This is a genomic window from Streptomyces sp. NRRL F-525 (assembly GCF_000716605.1).
Classification (GTDB): Bacteria; Actinomycetota; Actinomycetes; order Streptomycetales; family Streptomycetaceae; genus Streptomyces.
Genome location: NZ_JNXE01000002.1, coordinates 401,617 through 423,933, shown reverse-complemented (window position 1 = coordinate 423,933; position 22,317 = coordinate 401,617). Strand labels below are relative to the sequence as shown.

Sequence of the window (22,317 nt, the reverse complement as noted above, 5' to 3'; positions counted from 1 at the left end):
TCCGTCCGTCCGCGTGCGGCTGTACCCGTGCTGTTACCAGCACATCAGCGCGGTGTCCCCCGACCCCCACGTGGAGTACAGGCGCACACGGACGAAGTAGCGGCGGCCCTTGACGAGCCGAACCTTGAGTGTTGCGTTGTGCGGCGTGCCCCCGTCGTCCTGACCGGCGAGGAAGCGCGGTTCGCCGTCCCGTTCCTCGAAGACCACGACGACCGTGTCGCTGTCCCCGAAGGCACCGACGGCGTACTCGCGCGTCTGCGTCGGCTCGACCGCGAAGTCGGCCTGCTCGCCCGGTCCCAGACGCAGCGGCGCCGACCGGAACGGCACAAGCTCGGCCGGCCGGGGAGGGCCGGCGGGCGGGTACCAGCGCAGGACGAACTCCTTGTCGGAGGGGGAGAGGCTGCCGTGCGGGTGCAGACCCGCGCGGTACTCCTCCGGCTCCAGGATCAGTCCCGACGCGAACGGGAACTCCATGACCGACTGCGGGTCCCAGACGGAGCCGTTGACCTCGTCCGGGCCGAGCTTGCGCAGGATGTTGACGCGCGTCCTGTCCCGGCTCCAGAAGTTCGGAGGGCCCGCCAGTTCGGCGTAGACGGCCTCGTCGTCCCAGTGGATACCGGCGAACGGGCTCTGGTGCTCGTGCAGCAGCCCCAGGGCGTGCCCGATCTCGTGCAGGGCCGTACCGCGCCGTCCCGGTGCGGTCAGGTCCCAGCCGAAGTTCATGGTGCGGTCGGACAGTCCGACCGTGAGCGCGTCGCGGCCGATCGTCGACCAGGAGCCGTCACCGGGCTGGAACCCGATGCGCAGCTCCGCCTCCGAACGGTCGCCGACCTCGGCGAAGTCGACCCCGATACCCAGGCCTTGCCACTCACGGAAGCACTCGCGTACGACGTCCTGCTGCTCCTTGGCGCCGCCCCACGGCACCCGCCGCATCTCGCCCGTCCCGGGGACCGGGATGACGGAGGTGTCGGTGGCGGCCGCGTTGTCGGCGTCGAAGAAGTAGTAGTGCAGGACCGTGCCGTTGACCCACATGCGGCTTCCGCCGATGAGCGCACCGCGTCGCTCGGCGGTCAGTCCCGGTGCGAACTCCGGGGCCGACTGCTGCGCGAGGGAGCAGTAGCGGGTGGTCATGCGACCAGATTGCCGGTGACCGTTCCCGGGCGCCTGAGTCGAGGGCTACTCAAGTCACCCTGTATCAAGGGTGAGTAGGCGGGCTCCTATCTGTGTGACGACTTTCGAACAGGACGCGAAGACCCTGGAACTGCCCTGGCCGTTCACCGGCCGGGAGGACGAACTGGATCTGATCCGCGGTTCGTTGACGGCCGGGCGGCACGGCATCGTGGTGACCGGTCCGGCCGGCCGGGGCAAGACCCGGCTGGTGATCGAGGCCGTCCGGGGCAGCGACTGCGCCAAGGTCACCGGGACGCCCGAGACCAGCCGGATCCCCTTCGCCGCGTTCGCGCACCTGCTCCCCGAGAGCGTCTCCCTGCACCGCGCGGTCCAACTCCTGTCCGGCGTACGGCTGTTGCTGGTCGACGACGCCCATCTGCTCGACGACTCCTCGGCCGCGCTCGTCCACCAGCTCGCCGTCCACAGCCGGACCCGGCTGGTGGTCGTGGTGGCCGACGGCCACCCGGTACCCGGTGCGGTCTCCCGCCTCTGGACGGGCGAGCTGCTGCCGCGCCTCCCGCTGGAGCCGCTGCCCCGCGAGGAGACGGCCCAGTTGCTGGCGCTGGGCGCCGGTGGCCCGCTGGAACCCCTCACCGTGAACCGCCTGTACGGCCTCTGCCAAGGTGATCTGCGGCTGCTGCGCGACCTGTTCGGCGCCGTGCGCGAACGCGGGCTGCTGACCCGGGCGGCCGACTCCGGCGAGTGGGCGTGGCGCGGCCCGGTGCCGGTCACCGCGACGGTCCGCGAACGCAGCGCCCAAGTCCTCGCCCGTACCGGCCCCGAGGAGCGCGAGAGCCTCGAACGCCTCGCCTTCGCCGAGCCGTTGGCGTCCTCGCTGGACGACTTCGACCTCGATGTCCTCGAACGCCTGGAGACCGAGGGCCTGATCCACGTCGACGACCGGGGCGCCGTCCGCCTCGCCCACCCCCTGCACGGCCCCGCGCTGCGCGCCGCCGCCGGCCGGCTCCGGGCCCGCCGCCTGGCCCGCACCCCGGACCAGTGCGCCCCGGCCCTCGCGGCCGAGCGGGCCGCGCTGACCGGCCGCATCGACCGCACCGACGTACGCCCGCTGCCGACGCCCGTCGGGGAGTGGCTGGTCGCGGAGGGCGTACCGGTACCGGCCGGGTACGCCGCCGTGCGTGCACGGTTCGCGCGGCTGCGGGGCGAGCTGCGGGAGGCGGCGGCCTGGGCGCGCGAAGGTCTGCTGGAGGAGCCGGGCAGCCGCGCCTGCGCGGCCGAACTCGCCCTGGCCGCCGCCCAGTCGGGCGACGTACCGGCCACCGACGAGGCCCTCGCCCACCGCCCCGCGTCCGGCGACGCGGGCAGCTGGCTGGCGGCGGCCCGCGGTGACGTGGAGGCGGCCCGCGAGATCGCCGACGACAGGTGGAGAGAGGGCGAGGAGCCGTGCGGCCGCACCGCCGAGGACGACAGGCCCGCCGCGTACGTCCTCTACGACGCCGTCCGCCTCGGCGCCCCCGAACGCGTAGCCGTCCGCCTCGCCGAACTGCCCGGCGACGGCCCGGCCGTCCTCGCGAGGCACGCGGAGGCGCTGGTCGACGGCGACGGCCCCGCGCTGGACAAGGTGGCCGGGGAACTGGAGCAACGAGGCTTCCTGCTCTTCGCCGCCGAGGCCCACGCCCAGGCGGTTCGCGCCCACCGCGACCCCCGCGCCGCCCGCATGTCCCGCACCCGAGCGGTAGCCCTGGCCCGCCGCTGCCAGGGAGCCCGCACCCCGGCCCTGTCGGGCCTCGTCCTGGGCGAACTCACCGCCCGCCAACGCCAGATCGTCACCCTCGCCGCCGCGGGCCTCAGCAACCGCCAGATCGCCGACCGCCTCACCCTCTCGATCCGCACGGTCGGCAACCACCTCTACAGCGCCTACGCCCGCCTCGGCGCGAGCGACCGCGGCGCCCTGCCGTGGCTGGTGGAACTGCCTGCGGCGCAGTCGGCGTAGCGGATGGGGCGGCCGATGCCGTGATCCGCCCGTCCGGCGGGTCAGGCCGCCCTGAACGTCCACCTGGGGTCCTTGGCCACCGGGGCAGGCCCCCTCACCCCGCCCCGAACGCCGAAAACGCCCACCCCGTCGCCTGATGCACCGCATCACCCGGCAACGCCGCCCGCGCATCGCGCAGCGCCTCCGCCAACGACAGGCCGGCGCGCAGGCCCTTGTGCAGGGCGAGCATCAGGGGGACCACTGCCGCGTCGTTGACCGGGGCGCTGCTCGCGATAACGCCCGCCGTGCCCAGGGGGAGCAACGCCGTTACCAGGCCCAGGAGTTCGTCCGCGCCGACCGAGGCCAGGCGGGCCGTGTCGCAGCTGGAGAGGATGATGCGGTACGGGCTGCGGGCGAGGCGTTCGAAGTCGTGGACGATGAGCGGGCCGTCGGCCATGCGGAGGGACGAGAACAGGGGACTGTCCGCGCGGAACGCGCCGTGGGCCGCGATGTGGGCCAGGGTCGCGCCGTCCAACTCGGCCAGGACTCGGGGGACTTCGGCGTCGTCGTGTTCCAGGACCGTAGGCCTGACGTAGCGGTCGGCCAGGTCCGGGACCTCGGCGCCGCCGGTCGCGAGGCCCGGGCCGCGCACCAGGACGTGCCGGTCGCCGGGCGGCGGTTCGGTGTCCAGGGCGCGCAGCCAACTGCCCGCCGACGGCGACACGCTGAGCACGCGATCGCGCAGCGAGGGCAGCAACGCCCAAGGCACGCGGTGGAGTCGGCCCGGCGGGACCACCACCACCGGGCCGGAGCCCAGGTGCCCCGCCGCCTCGCCGAGGAGGAGTTCCTCCAGGCGTCGGCCCGCCGCCTCCACCACCGGGAGTCTCGCCTCCGCTCCGGGATGCGCCAGACGCCGTAGACCCGCCTGTACGTGTTCCGCCTCGGCCATCGCCTCCGCGAGGAGGCCCGCCTCGAAGCGGCGGACCCGGCCCTCGCCGCAGAGCAGGGCGTGCACCCGGCCGTCCACCACGGCGAGTTCGACCAGGCGTCCCTCACCGAGGCGTGCCAGCAGGCGACTTGGGTCGAAGCGGTCGCCCTCGCCGGGGGCGTCGCCGCGCATGTGGAGGGTGCGGGAGCGGATCTCCCGTTCCAGGCGCCGCTGTTCGCGTTCCAGGGCCGGTACCGGGTGGCCCTCCATGCGGGCCTCCTCCGCGCGGGCGGCGATCTCGCGGAACGCCGTCAAGCTGCTGAGCAGGGTCGGGTCGGCGGGGGGCCTGGTGGGGGGCGTGGAGAGCGCGGTCGCCCGCCAGCGTTCGCTCCAGACCAGGAGGCGTCGCGGGCCGCCGGACGTCAGGCTCGCGCGCTGGGCCAGTGCCGCCAGTTCCGCGCCTTGTGCCGTGGCCCGCGCCCTCAACTCCGAGGCGCCCAGGGTCGTACGGTGATCGTCGAGGACGTCGAGGCCGCGTCGGCACGCCTCCAACACCCCACGAGCCGAGCCCGCGGCCTGTGCGCGCAGCGCCTGCGCCGCCCAGCCGGTCATCCGGGCCAGTGGCGGGCCGCCGCGTCTGCTGCGGGCGGCGACCGCCAAGTGCCGTTCCGCGTCGGCCGTCCAGCCCAATGCCAGTGCGATGCGGCCCGCCAGCAGCGAGGCCTCTGGTGCGGACGGTGAGCCGAAGGCCGCCAGCTTGTCGGCCACCGAGGCGGCCTCCGCCACCAGGCGTCCCGATGCGCGTCCGGCCGCCAACCGGGCCTCGATCAGGACCAGTTGGGCATGCGTCTCCCACCAGGTGCGCCGCTGCGCGGCGAACAGCCGTACCGCCACGGCCGCCCGCGCGATCGCCGTCTGCGGATCCTCGGCCAGCCGTGCTGCCCGGGCGGCGACGAGCAGCAACTCCGCCTTGCGGGTGGACTGTCCGCCGATGCCGTCGAGCAGCCCGACCGCCGTGTCCGCGTACGCCAGAGCCTCCCCGGCCAGGCCCGCGCTCATCAGCACCTCGCAGCGGCGGACGGTGAGCATGAAGCTCGGGGTGGCCAGCTTGGCGTACATCTCCTCGGCCTCGTCGAGGAGTTGGAGCGCCACCGGGATGTCGCCCGACCGGAACGCGGCGAGCCCCCGGCTCTCCACCGCGTCCGCCTTGTCGTGCTCCTGGCCGGTGGTCTCCCACAACCGCTCGGCCGCCGTGAAGTCGGCGTCGGCCCGGTCCACCGCGCCGAGCGCGAGATGCACGGTGGCGCGCAGGGTGATCGCCCGCGCGATCCAGATCACGTCATCCGCCTGCCGCAGCACGGCGATTGCCCGCCGTACGTCCTCCAGCGCCTCGCCGTGCCGGCCCAGCACCCACCAGACGTACGCCCGCCGGTACAGCACCCGCGCCCGGGTCTGCCCCGTGCCGCGCGCGATGCCCCGCTCGAAGGCCTCCAGGCCCTGCCGGGTGCGGCCCGCGTGCACCAACGCCACGCCCAGCGTGCCGAGTACGTCCGCCTCGCGGTCCGCGGAATCCGCGCGGGCCGCCAGGTCGCGGGCGCGCCGCAGATGGTGCAGGGCGAGCCGTAGATCGCCGAAGTCCCGCTGCCACATGCCGATCGCGTGGTGCGCCACGGAGGCCCGGAACGGCGTCGGATCGCCGTCGAGAACCTCCCGCGCACCGGCCAGCGCCTCGTTCGGAGCCGCGAACACCATCGGCAGCAGTTCGAGAACCGAGTCGCTTCCCGCTGTCACTTCTCCCATGCTAGTGGTCCCAGGTGCAGACCACACAGGTTTGGAGCTGTATCAAGTAGCGGGCCCGCGGCTCTGATTGACGACCGCCGCCGCAGTGGGAGGAACACGCCATGGCGCCACAGCGATTCCACGAGCAGTTCGACCAGATCCAGCGCTCGATGCCGGACGTCCCCCTCGCGATGGGGCCGGACGACTCCGCCGAGTTCTTCTACGAGAAGGGCGTCGTGCTCGCCCGCGACGGCGAGGAGGCCCGCGTCGTCGAGGACGCCGTCCGCACGCACTTCACCGCGGCCACCGGCCTCAGCGCGGACTCCGTCCGCCGAGCGGGCCCCGAGACCAACCGCTCCGGCATCACCCGCATCCAGGTCGGCGACCCGGGCGTCGGCGACCGGCGCGGTGACCACGCCGTGGCGAACGCGCTGCGCGCCCTGCGCGAGCCGGAGGGCCGCGCCGGACGCCGGCTGGTCAGCCGCAACCACGTGGTGTCAATCGCGGTGAACGCCTGCCCCGGCGACGAACCCGTGCCCGCCCCGCTCGCCGAGGGCTCCAACCCGGCGCCCGCGGAGGCCGGTTACGACGCCGACACCGCCGTGGGCGTCCTCGTCATCGACACCGGTCTCATGCACGACTACCGGTCCTACCCGCTGCTCGCCCACGTCCAGGGCGACGCGCAGATCAGGGAGACCGACGACGCGGGAGTGCTCCAACAGTACGTAGGACACGGCACGTTCATCGCCGGGCTCGTCGCGGCCGTCTCGCCCAACACCGAGGTCACCGTCCGCAACACCCTCAACGACGCGGGCGCCATCCTCGAATCCGACTTCGGCGAGGCGCTGTTCGCCGCCGTCGACCAGAACGGCTGGCCCGACGTCATCAGCCTCTCCGCCGGCACCTCGAACGGCCGTACCGACGGACTCCTCGGCGTCGAGGGCTTCATGCAGCAACTGCGCGGACAGCGCACGCTGTTGGTGGCGGCCGCCGGCAACAACGCCAGCGCCACGCCCTTCTGGCCCGCCGCCTACGCCGACCTGCCCGACTACCAGGACGTCGTCCTCTCGGTCGGCGCGCTGCGCAGCGACGGCGAGTTCGGTGCCTGCTTCAGCAACCACGGCGCCTGGGTCAAGGCCTACGCCCCCGGCGAGCGGCTCATCGGACCCCTCACCGGCTTCGGCGCACCCACGCCGTACGCCTACCAGCACACCACCTACGACGCCTGCCGCTTCGGCTTCACCTACTCCTGCACCTGCCAATCGCCCACCCACAAGGGCGTGTTGAGCCAGGCCGGGGACGCCGAGCAGGGCAGCCCGGACCAGGTGACGTTCGAGGGGCTCGCGCGCTGGAGCGGGACCTCATTCGCCGCGCCCGTCGCCGCCGGCATGGTCGCCGCCTTCATGACCGCCAACAAGGAGACCGACGCACGCGCCGCCCGAACCCAACTCCTCACGGGGAACACCGAGTACGCCGAAGTGCGCGGGGCGCATGTACCGGCGCTGCGCCCACCCACCTGGCGCCCGGTCCCCGTCGTACCGCTCTCCCCTCCGGCATGACGGCCGGAACCCTCCCCTCCACGGCGTACGATGACATGCCGTACACGAGGGGTGGCACCGTGGAACGTGCAGAAGTCGGCGCGCTCGTCCAGTCCGCCGTCGACGGCGACGCGGCGGCCTGGAAGGCGCTCGTGGAGGGGTTGAGCCCACTGGTCTGGTCAGTGGTGCGCGCCCACCGGCTCTCCGACGCCGACGGCCACGAGGTCTACCAGACCGTGTGGTTGCGCTTCTCCCAGCATCTGCGGCGCATCCGCGAACCCGAGAAGGCCGGCTCCTGGCTGGCGAGCACCGCGCGCAACGAGTGCCTGAAGGTGATCAAGTCGCTACGCCGGCTCATGCCGACGGACGATCCCCAACTCCTCGACCGCATCAGCGAGGAGCGCACCCCCGAGCAGTCGCTGATCGACTCGGAGGAGGCCGCCTCCGACGCCGAGCGCATCCGGCGGCTGTGGCAGGAGTTCGAGCAACTCGGCCAGCGCTGCAGGCAGTTGCTCCGCGTACTGATGACCTCGCCGCCGCCCAGCTATCTGGAGGTGTCCGCCGGTCTGGGGATCGCCGTCGGCAGCATCGGCCCGATGCGCCAGCGCTGCCTGCGCCGGCTGCGGGCCCGACTCGACGCCCGGGGGGCGGTGTGAACGGCATGCACGACGACGGTCCCGACGCGTTCGGCGCCTTCGGCCAGGACCCTTTCGACGACGAGGAGTTCGCCGAGCTGGAGGGCGAACAGGACGACGGCGCCGGGGAGTTCGAGGACGGACTCCTGGAGGAGGAGCTGCGCCAGGCCGCCGCCATCCTGGACCCGGTCCCCGCCGAGCTGCGCCAATTCGCCATGGACGCCTACGCGTTGTACGACCTCGACGCCCGGCTCGCGGAGCTGACCTTCGACTCCCTGGTCGACGCGATCCCGGTCAGAGGGGCCACGGACGTGCCCCGCATGCTGACCTTCACCGCGGGTGAGCTCAGCATCGACGTGGAGGTGACGAGCGAGGGCCTGATGGGCCAGGTGATGCCACCCCAGGCGGCCGGCATCGAGGTTCTGGGCGGCCCCCAGGCCCTGCGCCCCACCACCCTCACGGCTGACGCCATGGGCCGCTTCACCAGTGACGCACCCCCGACCGGCCCCTTCGCGCTACGGCTGCGGGCGGGCGGGGAGGTCGTCGTCACGGAGTGGCTGCGGGCCTGAACACCGGTGCGCGAGGCGGGTGTTGGTACACCTGCCTCGCGCCCGGCGATTCAGAGACTTCGGCCTACCAGGTCACAGGCAACGTCTGCGGCCCCCGGATCATCGTCTTCCGGCGCCAGACGATCTCCTCGGCGGGGACGGCGAGTTGGAGTCCCGGCAGGCGGTCCAGCAGAGTGTCGACGAGGAGTTCGGTCTGGAGACGGGCCAGTACGGCGCCGGTGCAGTAGTGCGAGCCGTTGCCGAGCGCCAGGTGCGGGTTGGGATCGCGGTCGACGTCGATGCGGTCCGGGTCCGGGAAGACGGCCGGGTCGCGGTTGGCGGCGAGGTAGGAGACGTAGACCGGATCGCCTGCGCTGATGCGCAGGCCGTGCAACTCGACGTCCTCCAGGGCGATCCGGGCCAGGCCGACCGAGGAGCGGTGCGGGATGTAGCGCAGGAGTTCGTCCAACGCGGCGCCCCTGCAGTCCGGTTGACCGCGCAGCCGCTCCAGCAGCTCGGGGCGGGTGAGCATCAGGTACAGCATCTGGCCGCAGTTGTGGGTGACCGCCTCCCCGCCGATCTGCAGCGGGCCCGCCACACCGGACGCCTCCTCCTCGCTGATCTCACCCCGGGCCACGGCGCCGCCGAGCAGCGAGTACACGTCGGTGCCGTCGCTCTCGGCGCGGGCGCGGATCGTGTCGGTGATCCACGCGTACATGCCCTGCTTGGCGCGGTCGGCGGCCTCGGCGCCGCCGGACGTGGAGATGATCTGCCGCGTCCACGCGTGCACCTGCTCCCGGTCCGCGTCGGGCACGCCCATGACCTCGCTGACCACGGCGATCGGGAACGGTTCGAGGACCCGCTCGATCAGGTCGGCGGGCGGTCCGTCGGCCACGACCCCGTCGACCAGCGTGTCGAGCAGTGACTGCGCGCGGGGCCGCAGCTGTTTCATCGCGCCGACGGTGAACGCGCCCGCGATCGCCTTGCGCAGCCGGTTGTGGTCGGGCTGGTCGGCGAAGGCGAGGGAGCCCGGGCGGGGCTTGAAGTGCGGGGCCATGCGCGTCACTTGGCGTGTGGTGACCTCCGCGCGGCCGAACCGCGGATCGTTGGTGATCATCTTCACGTCGTCGTAGCGGGTGGCCAGCCACGCCCAGCCCTCGCCGTGCGGCAGCCGGATCCGGGTCAGCGGGCCCTCGCGCATCAGCTCCGCGAGGACCGGGTCGAACTCCGTCCCGGTCAGGTCGAGCGGGGGCCAGTCCCGGACGGGGGGCGGGGCCTGGCCGGTCAGCGTGGTGGTCTCCTCGGTCATGCGTCCACCCTCGTACGCTCCCGCCCGCCTGTCCTGCGGGAGTGCTCCAGCCGGAGGCAGGGCGCTACTCGGACACGGCGTCCATGAACGTCGCCAGTGCGGAGGCGAGCCGGGCGACTCCGGGGCCGTCAGCCGTCCCGCCGGGCTCCGTCATGTACGTGTCCCGGCGGATCTCCACCATCAGGGCGCCGACCGCGGGCTCCTTGCCGTAGAACTCCAGCGGTACGTACGTACCGATGAACGGGCTGTCGAGCCCGATCTCCCCGCACTCCGCGAAGGCCTCGCGGGCCGCCGACAGCAGTGCGGGCGGGGTGTGGAGGGTGTCGGTGCCCAGGCAGACGGGAGGCCGGGGGCCGGTGCCGTGGAGTTCGTAGGGGAGCGGGGCGGTGGGGTAGGAGTGCAGGTCGATGACGACGGCCCGGCCGGTGGCGGCGAGGCGGTCGGCGACCGCCTCCGTCATGGCGCGGGCGTACGGCCGGAAGTAGCGGGCGATCAGTGGCTCGGGGTCGTGGTCGGCGGGCCGTAGATCGGCGTGGTGGGTGGTGCGGGTGTAGACCGCGCCCATGCCGACGGAGAGCATCTCCTCGCGCTCGTCCGGGAAGCGTTCCGGATCGACGACCAGGCGCGAGAGCCGGTTCACGAACCGCCAGGGGGCGACCGCACACGCGCGTGCCGCCTCGGCGGCGATCCGCGCGGTGTGGCTGTCGGTGATGTGGTCGAGTTCGCGTTCCAGTGCCGGGTCGTCCAGCAGGATGTCCGCGCGGACGTCGGCCGGTATCTCCCGTGCGGAGTGCGGGACATGGAGGATCACGGGGGATTCGGCGGCGCCGGACAGCAGCTCGAAGGACGGTCCGGCGGACGGCGCGGTGGGGGACACGGGCGGCTCCCGGGGGCGTTGTCAGTGGCGTGGTGCAGGATCAAGGTATCCGCAGCGACGATCACGGACCGGGGGAGCACCACCATGCCCGTCAGCAACGAGCAGATCACCGAGCACGCCTTCCTGCGCGCGCTGTACCGGGACGCGTACTACCCCGACCACGTCGTCGACCTCGGCAAGGCCATCCTCCTGCGCCTGTGCGAGCGCATCGAGACCGAGCGGCCCGCGGACCTGGCCGCGCTGTACGCCCTCACCGAGGTCGCCACCGAGGAGTTCAACGGGCTTCAGGACGCCTTCGAGGCGGCCGACAGCGAGATCGAGACGGTGGCGCGTGAGGAGATAGCGGAGGACTTCTGGTTCGTGGCGAACGCGTACGGCTTCGCGGACGCGGACGTGGAGGAGTTGATCGCGGTGCGGGACTGGTGAGGGGTGTGGGTGGTGGTGGGTGTTGCCCGGGGGCTGGTGAGTGCGGCGGGTCGTAGTCCTGGCCGGGACAGGCAGCCGGCGGAGTACTTGGGCGCCCGCTCCGCGGAACACCGCTGCCCCGGCCGGAGAACCCGGCCGGGGCAGCGGTCGACAAGAGCCCTCGGGCTCGCCGCGTCAGCTCAGGGAAGCCAGCGCCTCGTTCCACGTCGTCGACGGGCGCATGACCTTCGCGGCCTTGGCCGGGTCGGGCTGGTAGTAGCCGCCGATGTCGGCCGGGCTGCCCTGGACCGCGCCGAGCTCCTCGACGATCTGCTCCTGGGCGCCCGCGAGGGTCTCGGCGAGGGACGCGAACGCCTTCGCGAGGTCCGCGTCGTCGGTCTGCGCGGCCAGCTCCTGGGCCCAGTACAGGGACAGGAAGAAGTGGCTGCCGCGGTTGTCGATGCCGCCGACGCGACGGGTCGGGGACTTGTCCTCGTTGAGGAAGGTCGCCGTGGCGCGGTCGAGGGTGTCCGCGAGGACCTGGGCGCGGGCGTTGCCGGTGAACGTCGCGTACTGCTCCAGGGAGGGGACCAGCGCGAAGAACTCACCGAGTGAGTCCCAGCGCAGGTAGTTCTCCTTGACCAGCTGCTGCACGTGCTTCGGCGCGGAGCCGCCGGCGCCCGTCTCGAAGAGGCCGCCGCCCGCCATCAGCGGGACGACCGACAGCATCTTGGCGCTGGTGCCCAGCTCCAGGATGGGGAAGAGGTCGGTCAGGTAGTCGCGCAGCACGTTGCCGGTGACGGAGATGGTGTCCTCGCCGCGGCGGATGCGCTCCACCGACAGCTGGGTCGCCTCGACCGGCGCGAGGATCCGGATGTCCAGGCCCTCGGTGTCGTGCTCCGGCAGGTACGCGTTGACCTTGGCGATCAGCTGCGCGTCGTGCGCACGGGTCTCGTCCAGCCAGAACACCGCCGGGTTGCCCGTGGCGCGGGCGCGGGTGACGGCGAGCTTCACCCAGTCCTTGATCGGGGCGTCCTTGGTCTGGCAGGCGCGGAAGATGTCACCCTTGGCGACCGCCTGCTCCAGGACGACATTGCCGGCCTGGTCGACGAGGCGGACCGTACCGGCGGCCGGGACCTCGAAGGTCTTGTCGTGCGAGCCGTACTCCTCGGCCTTCTGCGCCATGAGGCCGACGTTCGGCACCGAGCCCATGGTCGAGGGGTCGTAGGCGCCGTGGGCGCGGCAGTCGTCCAGGACGGCCTGGTAGACGCCGGAGTAGGAGGAGTCCGGGAGCACCGCGAGGGTGTCCGCCTCCGCGCCGTCAGGGCCCCACATGTGGCCGGAGGTGCGGATCATGGCCGGCATCGAGGCGTCGACGATGACGTCGGACGGCACGTGCAGGTTGGTGATGCCCTTGTCGGAGTCGACCATCGCGAGCGCGGGGCCCTCGGCGATCTCCGCGTCGAAGGAGGCCTTGATCGCGTCGCCCTCGGGCAGCGCGGCCAGGCCCTTGAGGATGCCGCCGAGACCGTCGTTCGGGGAGAGACCGGCGGCGGCGAGCGTGGCGCCGTACTGCTCGAAGGTCTTCGGGAAGAAGGCGCGGACCACGTGGCCGAAGATGATCGGGTCGGAGACCTTCATCATCGTGGCCTTGAGGTGCACGGAGAACAGGATGTCCTCGGCCTTGGCGCGGGCGATCTGCGCGGTGAGGAAGGAGCGCAGCTCGGCCACGTGCAGCACGGAGGCATCGACGACCTCGTCCTTCAGGACGGGTACGGACTCGCGCAGCACGGTGGTGGTGCCGTCCGCGGCGACCAGCTCGATCTTCAGCGAACCGGCCTCGGCGATCGTCACGGACTTCTCGGTGGAGCGGAAGTCGTTCTCGCCCATGGTGGCGACATTGGTCTTCGAGTCCGCCGACCAGGCGCCCATGCGGTGCGGGTGGGTCTTGGCGTAGTTCTTGACCGAGGCGGGGGCGCGCCGGTCGGAGTTGCCCTCGCGCAGGACCGGGTTGACCGCGGAGCCCTTGATCTTGTCGTAACGGGACTGGATGTCCCGCTCCTCGTCGCTCTTCGGGTCGTCCGGGTAGTTCGGCAGCGCGTAACCCTGCTCCTGCAGCTCGGCCACGGCGGCCTTGAGCTGCGGGATGGACGCCGAGATGTTCGGCAGCTTGATGATGTTGGCCTCGGGCGTCTTCGCCAGTTCGCCCAGCTCGTGCAGGGCGTCCGGGATCCGCTGGTCCTCGGTGAGGTACTCCGGGAACACGGCGATGATGCGCCCCGCCAGCGAGATGTCCCGCGTGGTCACGGCGACACCCGCCTGCGAGGCGTACGCCTGGACCACCGGCAGGAAGGAATACGTCGCCAGGGCCGGGGCCTCGTCAGTGTGCGTATAGATGATGGTCGAGTCAGTCACCGGTGCTCCGCTCCACGTCTGCAACATTGCTCGACATCAAGATATCTCCTCATCCGGTCCCCCTCGACAGCGGTCCGTCCGCACCGTGCGAGGACCCGCGCGTCCAGCGAGGGCAACCGACCGACCGGTTCGGTAGTCAGTACGGGGTGGATCGCCTTTACTGACCGACGGCCGGAGCTGACCACCCGGCCGCCCGAGCGAAAGCGGATCATGAGATATCGCACCAGAGTGACGGCCCCGGTGGCCGCCCTGATCGGTACGGCCACGGCACTGACCGCGGGTTCCCCGGCCTTCGCGGCCGGACGGGGGAACGGTGACGGGACGACCGGACGGGGGCACGGCACCGAGGGCGCCGAGACCCTCGACGACCCGGTGTACCCGAGTCTCGGCAACGACGGCTACCGAGTCCTCTCCTACGACCTCGACCTCGCCTACGATCCGACGACCAAGCTCGTCGACGGCACGGCCACGATCGAACTCCGCACGACCGAAGCCCTGACCCGGTTCTCCCTCGACGCCCTCGGCCTCGACATCGGCACGGTCCGCGTCCAGGGCCGTGGGGCCGACTTCGAGCAGGCCGGCGAGAAGCTGCGGATCACGCCCGCCAGGACGCTCCCGGCGAGGGCCCGGGTCACCGTCTGCATGGAGTACTCCGTCGACCCGGCCCGCGCCGCCGCGCCCACCGGCGGCTGGGTCATCACCCCCGACGGTTTCGCGGTGTGCGGTCAGCCGAACCTGGCACACACCGTCTTCCCCTGCAACGACCACCCCAGCGACAAGGCCGACTTCACGTTCCGGATCACCGTCCCGGACGGGCTGCGCGGGGTCGCGAACGGTCAACTGGTGTGCACCGAGCGGCTGGACGGCGACCGGACCGCGTTCAGCTACCGCTCGCGCTCACCGATGGCGACCGAGCTGGTGCAGATCACCGTCGGCGACTACGTGATCAAGGAGCGGCAGGGCCCGCACGGGCTGCGGCTGCGGGACGTCGTGCCGACCGCGCGCGCCGCCGCCCTGGAACCGGCGCTCGCGCTGACCCCCGGCCTCGTCGAGTGGCTCGAACAGCGCCTGGGGGCCTACCCGTTCGAGACGTACGGACTGCTGCCCTGCAACTCGGACGCCCCGAACGCCTTTGATTTCACGGGACTTGAGACCCAGACCCTCACCCTGTACAAGCCGAACTTCCTGCTCCAGGCGGAGAGCAAGATCGGCTCGCACATGATGCACGAGCTGGTCCACTCCTGGTTCGGCAACAGCGTCAGCCCCGCCACCTGGGCCGACCTCTGGCTGAACGAGGGCCACGCCGACTTCTACGGACTCCTCTACCGCTACGAGCGCGGCTGGCCCGACTCCCTCGGCCTCACCACGATGGACGCCCGCATGAAGGACACCTACGCGCGCGGCGACCAGTGGCGCCACGACTCGGGCCCTGTCGCCGCCCCGAACGCGGTCAACCTCTTCGACGACCAGCGTTACTTGGGCGGCGTCCTGGTCCTGTACGCCCTGCGGGAGTTCATCGGCGAGGACACCTTCCACGCCGTCGAGCGCGCCTTCCTCGCCCGGTACCGCGACTCCTCGGCGACGACGGAGGACTACATTGCCGTCGCGTCGAAGATCGCCCGCCAGGACCTGTCCGGCTTCCTGCGGGACTGGCTGTACGGTACGGCGACGCCGCGCATGCCCGGTCATCCGGACTGGACGGTGACGCCCGTGAACCCGTCCCTCACCGTCCCGCACAGCCGGAACGGCGGGCACTACCGCGACAACTCGGCGACCCTCTGAGGGAGTTGACCGGTCAGGTCAGTCGAGCCGGGTGGAGGGGACTTCGCCCGGCTCGTCCTCGGGGATCCGCTGTTGCGGTATGCCGACAGCCCCCGGTGGGAGCGACCCCTGCTGGAGTGCCACCGTGCGGGTCGGCGCCGGGATGCGGATGCCCTCGGCGCGGTAGCGCTTGTGCAGGCGCTTGATGAACTCGTGCTTGATGCGGAACTGGTCGCTGAACTCCCCGACACCGAGGATCACCGTGAAGCCGATCCTGGAGTCGCCGAACGTGTGGAAGCGGATGGCCGGTTCGTGCTCCGGGATCGCGCCGGTGATGTCGGTCATGACCTCGGCGATGACCTCCATGGTCACCTCCTCGACATGCTCCAGGTCGCTGTCGTAGCCGACGCCCACCTGGACCAGGATCGTCAACTCCTGCTCGGGACGCATGAAGTTGGTCATGTTCGTCTTGGCGAGCTGGCCGTTCGGTATCACCACGAGGTTGTTGGAGAGCGCCCGTACCGTCGTCTGACGCCAGTTGATGTCCTCGACGTAGCCCTCCTCGCCGCTGCTCAGCTTGATGTAGTCGCCGGGCTGCACGGTCTTCGAGGCGAGGATGTGGATGCCCGCGAACAGGTTCGCGAGGGTGTCCTGAAGAGCCAGCGCGACGGCGAGACCGCCGACGCCCAGGGCGGTGAGCATGGGCGCTATCGAGATGCCCAGCGTCTGGAGCATCACCAGGAAGCCGATGGCCAGGACCAGTATCCGGGTGATGTTGACGAAGATCGTGGCCGAACCGGCCACCCCGGAGCGGGAGTTGGTGACCGCCCGGACCAGTCCCGCTATCACCCGGGCCGCCGACACCGTCACGGCCAGGATGATCAGCACCTGAAGGGTCTGGTTCACCTGGTGCTGGACCGTGTGCGTCAGCGGCAGCACCGCCCCGGCGACCGCCGCGCTGCCGATGACCGCCGACCACGGCAGGACGCTGCGCAGCGCGTCGACCATCACGTCGTCGCCGCTCCAGCGGGTGCGGTCGGCGTGCTTGCCGAGCCAGCGCAGCAGTATCCGCAGCAGGAACGCCGCCAACAGGCCCGAGGCCAGCGCTATTCCGGCGAGCATGAAGTCGTCCAGGGTGGGCGTGCGGTTCACCGGTCACCTCCGGGGAGAGAAACGGTGGCGAAGGGCGCCGCCGACGGCCGGATGTGAAGAGTCGTCACGTTGTCCACCTGCTCGAAGTACGGGCATTGCTGGTAGTGCGGTCGCGTCGGCCGGAACGGTTCTCCGACCGGCGCGACCGCTCATCCTGCCGTATCCGGACGGGGAGTTCGTACCTCGTCCGGGGCTGTGAGCACGGCTTTCAGACGATTCCCTCGGCGAGCTCGGCCTGGTCGCGGTCGGAGCCGTAGGCCGCGGTGGTCGGGGTGCCGTAGGAACGGCGGGCGACGTACCACCACACACTGGCCAGGATCAGGACGACGGCGAGGGCGATGGACGCGTAGTTCATCGAGTCGACCGTGACCGGCGAGGACTGCGGCAGGCAGAACAGCACGGTGACGCACGCCACCCAGACGACCGCGACCCAGCCGACCGGCTTGCTCCACCGTCCCAGGCTCCACGGGCCCGGCTGAAAACGGTCCCCCGCGCGCAGGCGCAGGAACACGGGGATGGCGTACGCGGGGGTGATGCCGATGACGTTGATCGCGGTGACCGCGCCGTATGCCGTCGTCGAGTACAGGGAAGGCAGCGCGAGCACTCCGGCGGCCACCACCGCCAGCCATACGGCGGCCACCGGGGTCTGCGTGCGGCTGCTGACCTTGCGCCACAGTGCCGAGCCGGGGAGCGCCTTGTCCCGGCTGAACGCGAAGACCATGCGGCTGGCCGCGGCGACCTCGGCGTTGCCGCAGAACAGCTGCGCCACGATCACCACGAGGAGCAGGGCGCTCGCGCCGTCCGTGCCGAGGCCGTCGAGGAGGATCTGCGCCGGCGGCACCCCGGTGCTGCTGTTCTGCGTGCCCGCGTAGTCCTGGATCGCGAAGGTGAGGCCCGCGAGCAGGACGAAACCCGCTATCCACGAGACCCAGATCGAGCGGACGATGCCGCGTGCCGCCGACACCGACGCGTTCGACGTCTCCTCGGACAGGTGCGCCGAGGCGTCGTAGCCGGAGAAGGTGTATTGGGCCAGCAGCAGGCCAATCGCCGCCACGTACACGGGATTTGACCAGCCGGTGTCGTTGACGAACTTCGTGAACACGAAGGACGCCGACTGGTGGTGGTCCGGGACGATCGCCAGCGCGCCGACTATGACCGCGACTCCCGCCAGGTGCCACCAGACGCTGATCGAGTTGAGCACGCTGACCAACCGGACGCCGAAGAGGTTGAGTAACGCGTGCAGCAGCAGGATGCCGAGGAAGATCAGCATCGTCTTGCCGGGCGTCGGCTCGAAGCCCCACTGGATGCTCGCGAAGGCGCCGGTGAACAGGGCCGCGCCGTAGTCGATACCGGCGATCGCGCCCAGCAGACCGAGCAGATTCAGCCAGCCCGTGTACCAGCCCCAGCGGCGGCCGCCGAGCCGGTCGGCCATGTAGTACAGGGCGCCCGAGGTCGGATACGCGCTGGTGACCTCGGCCAGCGCTAGGCCCACGCAGAGCACGAACAGGCCCACGCCCGCCCAGCCCCACAGCATCACGGCGGGGCCGCCCGCGCCCATGCCGAAGCCGTACAGGGTCATGCAGCCGGACAGGATCGAGATCACCGAGAAGCTGATCGCGAAGTTGCCGAAACCGCCCATGCGGCGGGCGAGCACCGGCCGGTAGCCGAGTTCGCGCAGGCGCTGTTCCTCGTCGTGCTGTTGATCGCCGGCGGAATTGAGGGTCGACAAGACGGAACCTCCGGGGTTGGGGGGTGCGGGGGTCTCAGGGGCGCCCACCGGGATCGCGGGCCGCCCGGCAGCGGGCGCGGGCCTGCACGAACACCTCCGCCGCCTGGGCCGGACCGCCCGGCCGCGGGGTGCGGTAGGCCCACGGCACGGCCGTGTAGTACGGGCCGAGCGCGTCGAACACCCGGGCCGCGTCCGGGAATTGGAGCGCGCCCCACAGCGCGTGGGCGAGATGGTTCAGGTCCAGCAGGGAGCGCTCGGCCATGTGCGTGTGCTCGAACCAGAGGTGCAGGGCGCTGCGCGCCTCACGGCCGGCGTCCTCCGCCACCCAGTGCAGATCGAGCGCGGCGTCCTGCCCACCGCCGCGCCGGTACCGCTCGACCCGCACATACAGCGGCAGGACGTGCAGCGCGGAACCCCGCGGCGCCGACTCCGCCGCCCAGTGCGCGTAGCCGACCGCCTCCGTCGGCCGCCCCGAGGACGCCCGCGCGTACAGGAACTGCAGCATCCGGTGGTACGCCTCGCGGTTGAACGGGTCGCGCCGGTCGGCCTCGGCCAGCAGCCCCCACGGGCCCGTCGGCAGCATCGGCTCCGGCGGCTCGGCCCGGTGCTCGTCCCAGCGCTGGTCCCGGTCGATCTGCGCGAGCGCCAGCAGACACACCCACGGCACCGGGTCGTGGGGCGCGACCCGGGTCGCGCTCTCGCTCGCGTCCCAGGCCTCGACCCACAGTTCGTGCGTACGACGGTGCTTCTCGCGGTGCGCCCGCAGCGCGCGCTCCACCGCGACCCGGGCCCGCATCACCGCGCCCGGCACACTGTCCGGCTCCTCCGCGAGCCAGGCCCGCACCACGTCGGTACCGGCCGCCGCTGCCGCCAGGACCTGGGTGCGCTGCGTCCACTGCCACCACTGGGTGGTGCCGGCGAGCAGACCGCGCATCGCCATCCAGCGCCCGGTCCGCAGATCCTGCAGCGCCGCGCGCAGGGCCGTGTCGTGGCCGGCGGGATCGTAGGCGGGACGTGCTCCGTCTCTCGCCATCAGCCGTCCGCCGCAAGGCGGTTGACGGGCATGACGGCAAAGTGGAGTAACAACAGCCCTCCTGCGGGCGGCGGTCGAGGAGATCATGTCGGTCCGCGGTCACTATAGAGGCGCGCGTTCCGCATCACCGGTGGTTTCCCGATCGTCCCCAACTCGGCAGATATATCTGCGAGTTGAGCGATGATCAGAAACCCTTGACGTGCGGTGCGGAGCGGCGGCAGTCTGTCGTGCGGTGATCTACGGGAGGGGTGGTATGACGGGTCCGGTACTCGCCGTCGACCAGGGAACATCCGGCACGAAGGCCCTGGTGATCTGTCCCGAACGCGGCGTGATCGGCACCGGGTTCGTCTCGGTGGGGACCCGCCGACTGCCGGGCGGCCTGGTCGAGGCCGACCCCGAGGAACTGTACGACTCGGTCATCGTCGCCGGGCGCCGGGCGCTCGCCGAGGCCGACGAACCCGTGACGGCACTGGGCCTCGCCAACCAGGGTGAGACCGTCCTGGCTTGGGACCCCGACACCGGAATGCCGCTCACCGACGCTCTCGTCTGGCAGGACCGGCGGGCGGAGAGCGTCTGCGCCGAACTCGCCGAGCACGCCGACGAGTTGCGCCATCTGACCGGCCTCCCGCTCGACCCGTACTTCGCCGCACCCAAGATGGCCTGGATCCGCCGCCACCTCACCCGCGACGGCATGGTCACCACCAGCGACTCCTGGATCGTCCACCGCCTCACCGGCACCCACGTCACCGACGCGGCGACCGCGGGCCGCACCCAGCTCCTCGACCTCGACAAGGCCGCCTGGTCACCCCGCGCCCTCGACCTCTACGGCCTCTCCGGGGAACGCCTCCCGGGCGTCGTCGACTGCGCCGAACTCATCGGTACGACAACGGCGTTCGGCGCGGAGATCCCCCTCACCGGCCTCGTCGTGGACCAGCAGGCAGCCCTCCTCGCCCAGCGCGTCACCGCACCCGGCGCCGCCAAGTGCACCTACGGCACTGGGGCGTTCCTCCTCGCGCACACCGGCGACACACCCCGGCGCGGTAATTCGGGCCTGGTGAGCTGCGTGGCGTGGCGGCTCGGCGGGCGGACCAGTTACTGCCTCGACGGTCAGGTCTACACGGCCGCGTCCGCCGTACGGTGGCTCGCCGACCTCGGCGTCATCAGCGGCGCCGCCGACCTGGACCGGGTGGGCGGCGCGGTACCCGACAGCGGGGGCGTCACCTTCGTACCGGCCCTCGCCGGGCTCGCCGCCCCCTGGTGGCGCGGCGACGTGCGCGGCTCCCTCACCGGCCTCGGCCTCGACACCACCTCCGGACACCTGGTCCGCGCCCTGTGCGAGGGCCTCGCCGCCCAGGTCGTCGAACTCGCCGAGGCCGCCGCGACCGACCTCGGCACACCCCTGGACGTCCTGCGCGTCGACGGCGGCCTGACCCGCTCGGCCCTGCTCATGCAGACGCAGGCCGATCTCCTCCAACGCCCCGTCGAGGTATCGGCGCTGCCCGACGCGACCGCCCTCGGCGTGGGCGCACTGGCCCAACTCGGCGCGGAACCAGGGCTGTCGCTCGCCGACGCCCTGCCCGACTGGAAACCCGCCGCCGTCTACGAACCGCGCATCACCCCCGACCACGCGGCCGAACGCCTCGCCGCGTTCCGCACCGAAGTGACGGCACTGCTCGACCGGGCCCCTGCATGACGGTCACGGCCAACGGACCCCTGACGTCGGGGAGTTACGACGTGACGGTGGTGGGCGCGGGCGTGGTCGGCTGCGCGATCGCCCGCGAGTTGGCCCGTCATCCGAGCCTGCGCGTGGCCCTCGTCGAGGCCCAGGACGACGTCGGCCAGGGCACCTCGAAGGCGAACACCGCGATCCTGCACACCGGATTCGACGCGGTACCGGGTTCCCTCGAAGCACAGCTCGTCCGCGAAGGGGCACGCCAACTCACCGCGTACGCCGCCGAGTCGGGCATCGCCGTCGAACCGGTGGGCGCGCTGCTCGTGGCCTGGGACGAGGAACAGCTCGCCGCGCTACCGCACTTGGCGGAGAAGGCCGTACGGAATGAATACGGTGACACCCGCCTGATCGACCCTCCCGAACTCTATGAACGCGAACCGCATCTCGGCCCGGGCGCGCTCGGCGCCCTGCACGTGCCCGGCGAGAGCATCATCTGCCCCTGGACGACGACACTGGCGTACGCGACCCAGGCGGTCCGGCACGGTGTCGACCTTCACCTCAACTCACCGGTGAGTGACGTCAGTTGGCGAGATGGTGCTCACCTCCTCACCACCGCCCGAGGCACCCTCCGCACCCGGCACCTCATCAACGCGGCCGGACTGCACGCCGACACCCTCGACCGTCACCTCGGCCACCACGACTTCACGGTCACCCCGCGCCGGGGCCAGCTGATTGTCTTCGACAAGCTCGCCCGCGACCTGCTCCACCACATCCTCCTGCCCGTCCCCACGGCACTCGGCAAGGGCGTCCTCGTCACCCCGACCGTCTACGGCAACCTGCTCCTCGGCCCCACCGCCGAGGATCTGGACGACAAGCGGGCGACCGGCTCCACGGCCGAAGGACTCGCCCTGCTGCGGGAGAAGGGCGAACGGATCCTCCCCGCGCTGCTCGACGAGGAGGTCACCGCCGTCTACGCCGGTCTGCGCGCGGCCACCGAACAGGACGACTACCGCATCACCGCCCACCCCGAGCAGGCGTACATCACGGTCGGCGGCATCCGTTCCACCGGCCTGACGGCGTCCATGGCCATCGCCGCGCATGTCACCGAGCTGCTGGCCGACACGGGCCTGGACCTCGGCCCGGCGCGGGACTTGGACCTGGTCAGCATGCCGAACCTCGGCGACGCACACCCGCGCCCCCACCAGAACGCCCAACTCGTCGCCGCGGACCCGGAGTACGGCACCCTCGTCTGCCACTGCGAGCGCGTCTCGCGCGGCGAGATCCGGGACGCGCTCGCGAGTACGGTGCCGCCGCGCAGCCTCGACGGACTGCGTCGGCGGACGCGGGCACGGGCGGGGCGGTGTCAGGGGTTCTACTGCGGGGCGGCCCTGCGGGAGTTGTTCGAAGGGGCCGGGGCATGATCCATCCGACGC

At 71.8% G+C, this 22,317-nt stretch carries 16 protein-coding genes; 8 read left to right on the top strand and 8 right to left on the bottom strand.

Going from position 1 to position 22,317, the window contains the following annotated elements:
* Positions 1 to 33: 33 nt before the first annotated feature.
* Positions 34 to 1,131 carry a M12 family metallopeptidase gene (locus OO69_RS04950; RefSeq protein WP_033279139.1) on the bottom strand — a complete coding sequence of 366 codons (1,098 nt, stop codon included), beginning with the start codon at positions 1,129 to 1,131 and terminating at the stop codon, positions 34 to 36.
* A gap of 94 nt (positions 1,132 to 1,225) precedes the next feature.
* Between OO69_RS04950 and OO69_RS04945 the strand changes: the two genes are divergently transcribed.
* Positions 1,226 to 3,124, top strand: coding sequence for a LuxR C-terminal-related transcriptional regulator (locus OO69_RS04945; protein WP_033279138.1), 1,899 nt, complete (start codon positions 1,226 to 1,228; stop codon positions 3,122 to 3,124).
* 94 nt (positions 3,125 to 3,218) lie between these two features.
* On the opposite strand, the gene OO69_RS04940 is transcribed toward OO69_RS04945, so the two are convergent.
* Positions 3,219 to 5,831, bottom strand: a complete 2,613-nt coding sequence (locus tag OO69_RS04940) for a CHAT domain-containing protein (RefSeq protein WP_420707848.1) — start codon at positions 5,829 to 5,831, stop codon at positions 3,219 to 3,221.
* A gap of 101 nt (positions 5,832 to 5,932) precedes the next feature.
* On the opposite strand from OO69_RS04940, the gene OO69_RS04935 reads away from it, so the two are divergent.
* From OO69_RS04935 to OO69_RS04925, 3 genes are read left to right on the top strand one after another with little or no spacing between them, the layout of a single operon-like run.
* Positions 5,933 to 7,369, top strand: a complete 1,437-nt coding sequence (locus tag OO69_RS04935; protein ID WP_033279136.1) for a S8/S53 family peptidase — start codon at positions 5,933 to 5,935, stop codon at positions 7,367 to 7,369.
* Positions 7,366 to 8,004, top strand: a complete 639-nt coding sequence (locus tag OO69_RS04930; protein WP_078652289.1) for an RNA polymerase sigma factor — start codon at positions 7,366 to 7,368, stop codon at positions 8,002 to 8,004. Before OO69_RS04935 ends, OO69_RS04930 begins: the two co-directional genes overlap by 4 nt.
* Before the next feature lie 5 nt (positions 8,005 to 8,009).
* The gene (locus OO69_RS04925; protein WP_199810879.1) at positions 8,010 to 8,552 is read left to right on the top strand and encodes a hypothetical protein; all 543 of its coding nucleotides are present in this window, start codon (positions 8,010 to 8,012) and stop codon (positions 8,550 to 8,552) included.
* Positions 8,553 to 8,616: 64 nt separating this feature from the next.
* On the opposite strand, the gene OO69_RS04920 is transcribed toward OO69_RS04925, so the two are convergent.
* Positions 8,617 to 9,840, bottom strand: coding sequence for a cytochrome P450 (locus OO69_RS04920; protein WP_033279135.1), 1,224 nt, complete (start codon positions 9,838 to 9,840; stop codon positions 8,617 to 8,619).
* A 64-nt stretch (positions 9,841 to 9,904) separates the two neighbouring features.
* On the bottom strand, positions 9,905 to 10,717 hold the full coding sequence (locus OO69_RS04915; protein ID WP_033279134.1) for an N-formylglutamate amidohydrolase: 813 nt from the start codon (positions 10,715 to 10,717) through the stop codon (positions 9,905 to 9,907).
* A gap of 84 nt (positions 10,718 to 10,801) precedes the next feature.
* On the opposite strand from OO69_RS04915, the gene OO69_RS04910 reads away from it, so the two are divergent.
* Entirely contained in the window at positions 10,802 to 11,143 is a 342-nt protein-coding gene (locus OO69_RS04910) for a DUF5713 family protein (protein ID WP_033279133.1), read from the top strand.
* A 174-nt stretch (positions 11,144 to 11,317) separates the two neighbouring features.
* Here the strand turns inward: OO69_RS04910 and OO69_RS04905 are convergent, their stop codons facing one another.
* A complete protein-coding gene (locus OO69_RS04905) occupies positions 11,318 to 13,537 on the bottom strand; it encodes an NADP-dependent isocitrate dehydrogenase (RefSeq protein WP_033279132.1) in 2,220 nt (739 codons plus the stop codon).
* A gap of 210 nt (positions 13,538 to 13,747) precedes the next feature.
* Between OO69_RS04905 and OO69_RS04900 the strand changes: the two genes are divergently transcribed.
* On the top strand, positions 13,748 to 15,319 hold the full coding sequence (locus OO69_RS04900) for a M1 family metallopeptidase (RefSeq protein ID WP_033279131.1): 1,572 nt from the start codon (positions 13,748 to 13,750) through the stop codon (positions 15,317 to 15,319).
* Between the two features lie 18 nt (positions 15,320 to 15,337).
* Here OO69_RS04900 and OO69_RS04895 read toward each other — a convergent pair whose 3' ends face one another.
* The 3 genes from OO69_RS04895 to OO69_RS04885 form a co-directional block, all read right to left on the bottom strand.
* Positions 15,338 to 16,450 carry a mechanosensitive ion channel family protein gene (locus tag OO69_RS04895; protein ID WP_033279130.1) on the bottom strand — a complete coding sequence of 371 codons (1,113 nt, stop codon included), beginning with the start codon at positions 16,448 to 16,450 and terminating at the stop codon, positions 15,338 to 15,340.
* A 208-nt stretch (positions 16,451 to 16,658) separates the two neighbouring features.
* Positions 16,659 to 18,179, bottom strand: coding sequence for an amino acid permease (locus OO69_RS04890; RefSeq protein WP_033279129.1), 1,521 nt, complete (start codon positions 18,177 to 18,179; stop codon positions 16,659 to 16,661).
* Between the two features lie 34 nt (positions 18,180 to 18,213).
* A complete protein-coding gene (locus OO69_RS04885) occupies positions 18,214 to 19,212 on the bottom strand; it encodes a hypothetical protein (RefSeq protein ID WP_033279128.1) in 999 nt (332 codons plus the stop codon).
* Positions 19,213 to 19,465: 253 nt separating this feature from the next.
* Here OO69_RS04885 and OO69_RS04880 point away from each other — a divergent pair, with 253 nt between their 5' ends.
* Together OO69_RS04880 and OO69_RS04875 are read left to right on the top strand one after the other, a co-directional pair.
* Positions 19,466 to 20,905 (top strand): FGGY family carbohydrate kinase, encoded by a 1,440-nt coding sequence (locus OO69_RS04880; protein ID WP_033279127.1) that lies wholly within the window; start codon positions 19,466 to 19,468, stop codon positions 20,903 to 20,905.
* Positions 20,902 to 22,305 carry an FAD-dependent oxidoreductase gene (locus OO69_RS04875; RefSeq protein WP_033279126.1) on the top strand — a complete coding sequence of 468 codons (1,404 nt, stop codon included), beginning with the start codon at positions 20,902 to 20,904 and terminating at the stop codon, positions 22,303 to 22,305. The genes OO69_RS04880 and OO69_RS04875 overlap by 4 nt, the downstream gene beginning before the upstream one ends.
* Positions 22,306 to 22,317: the final 12 nt, after the last annotated feature.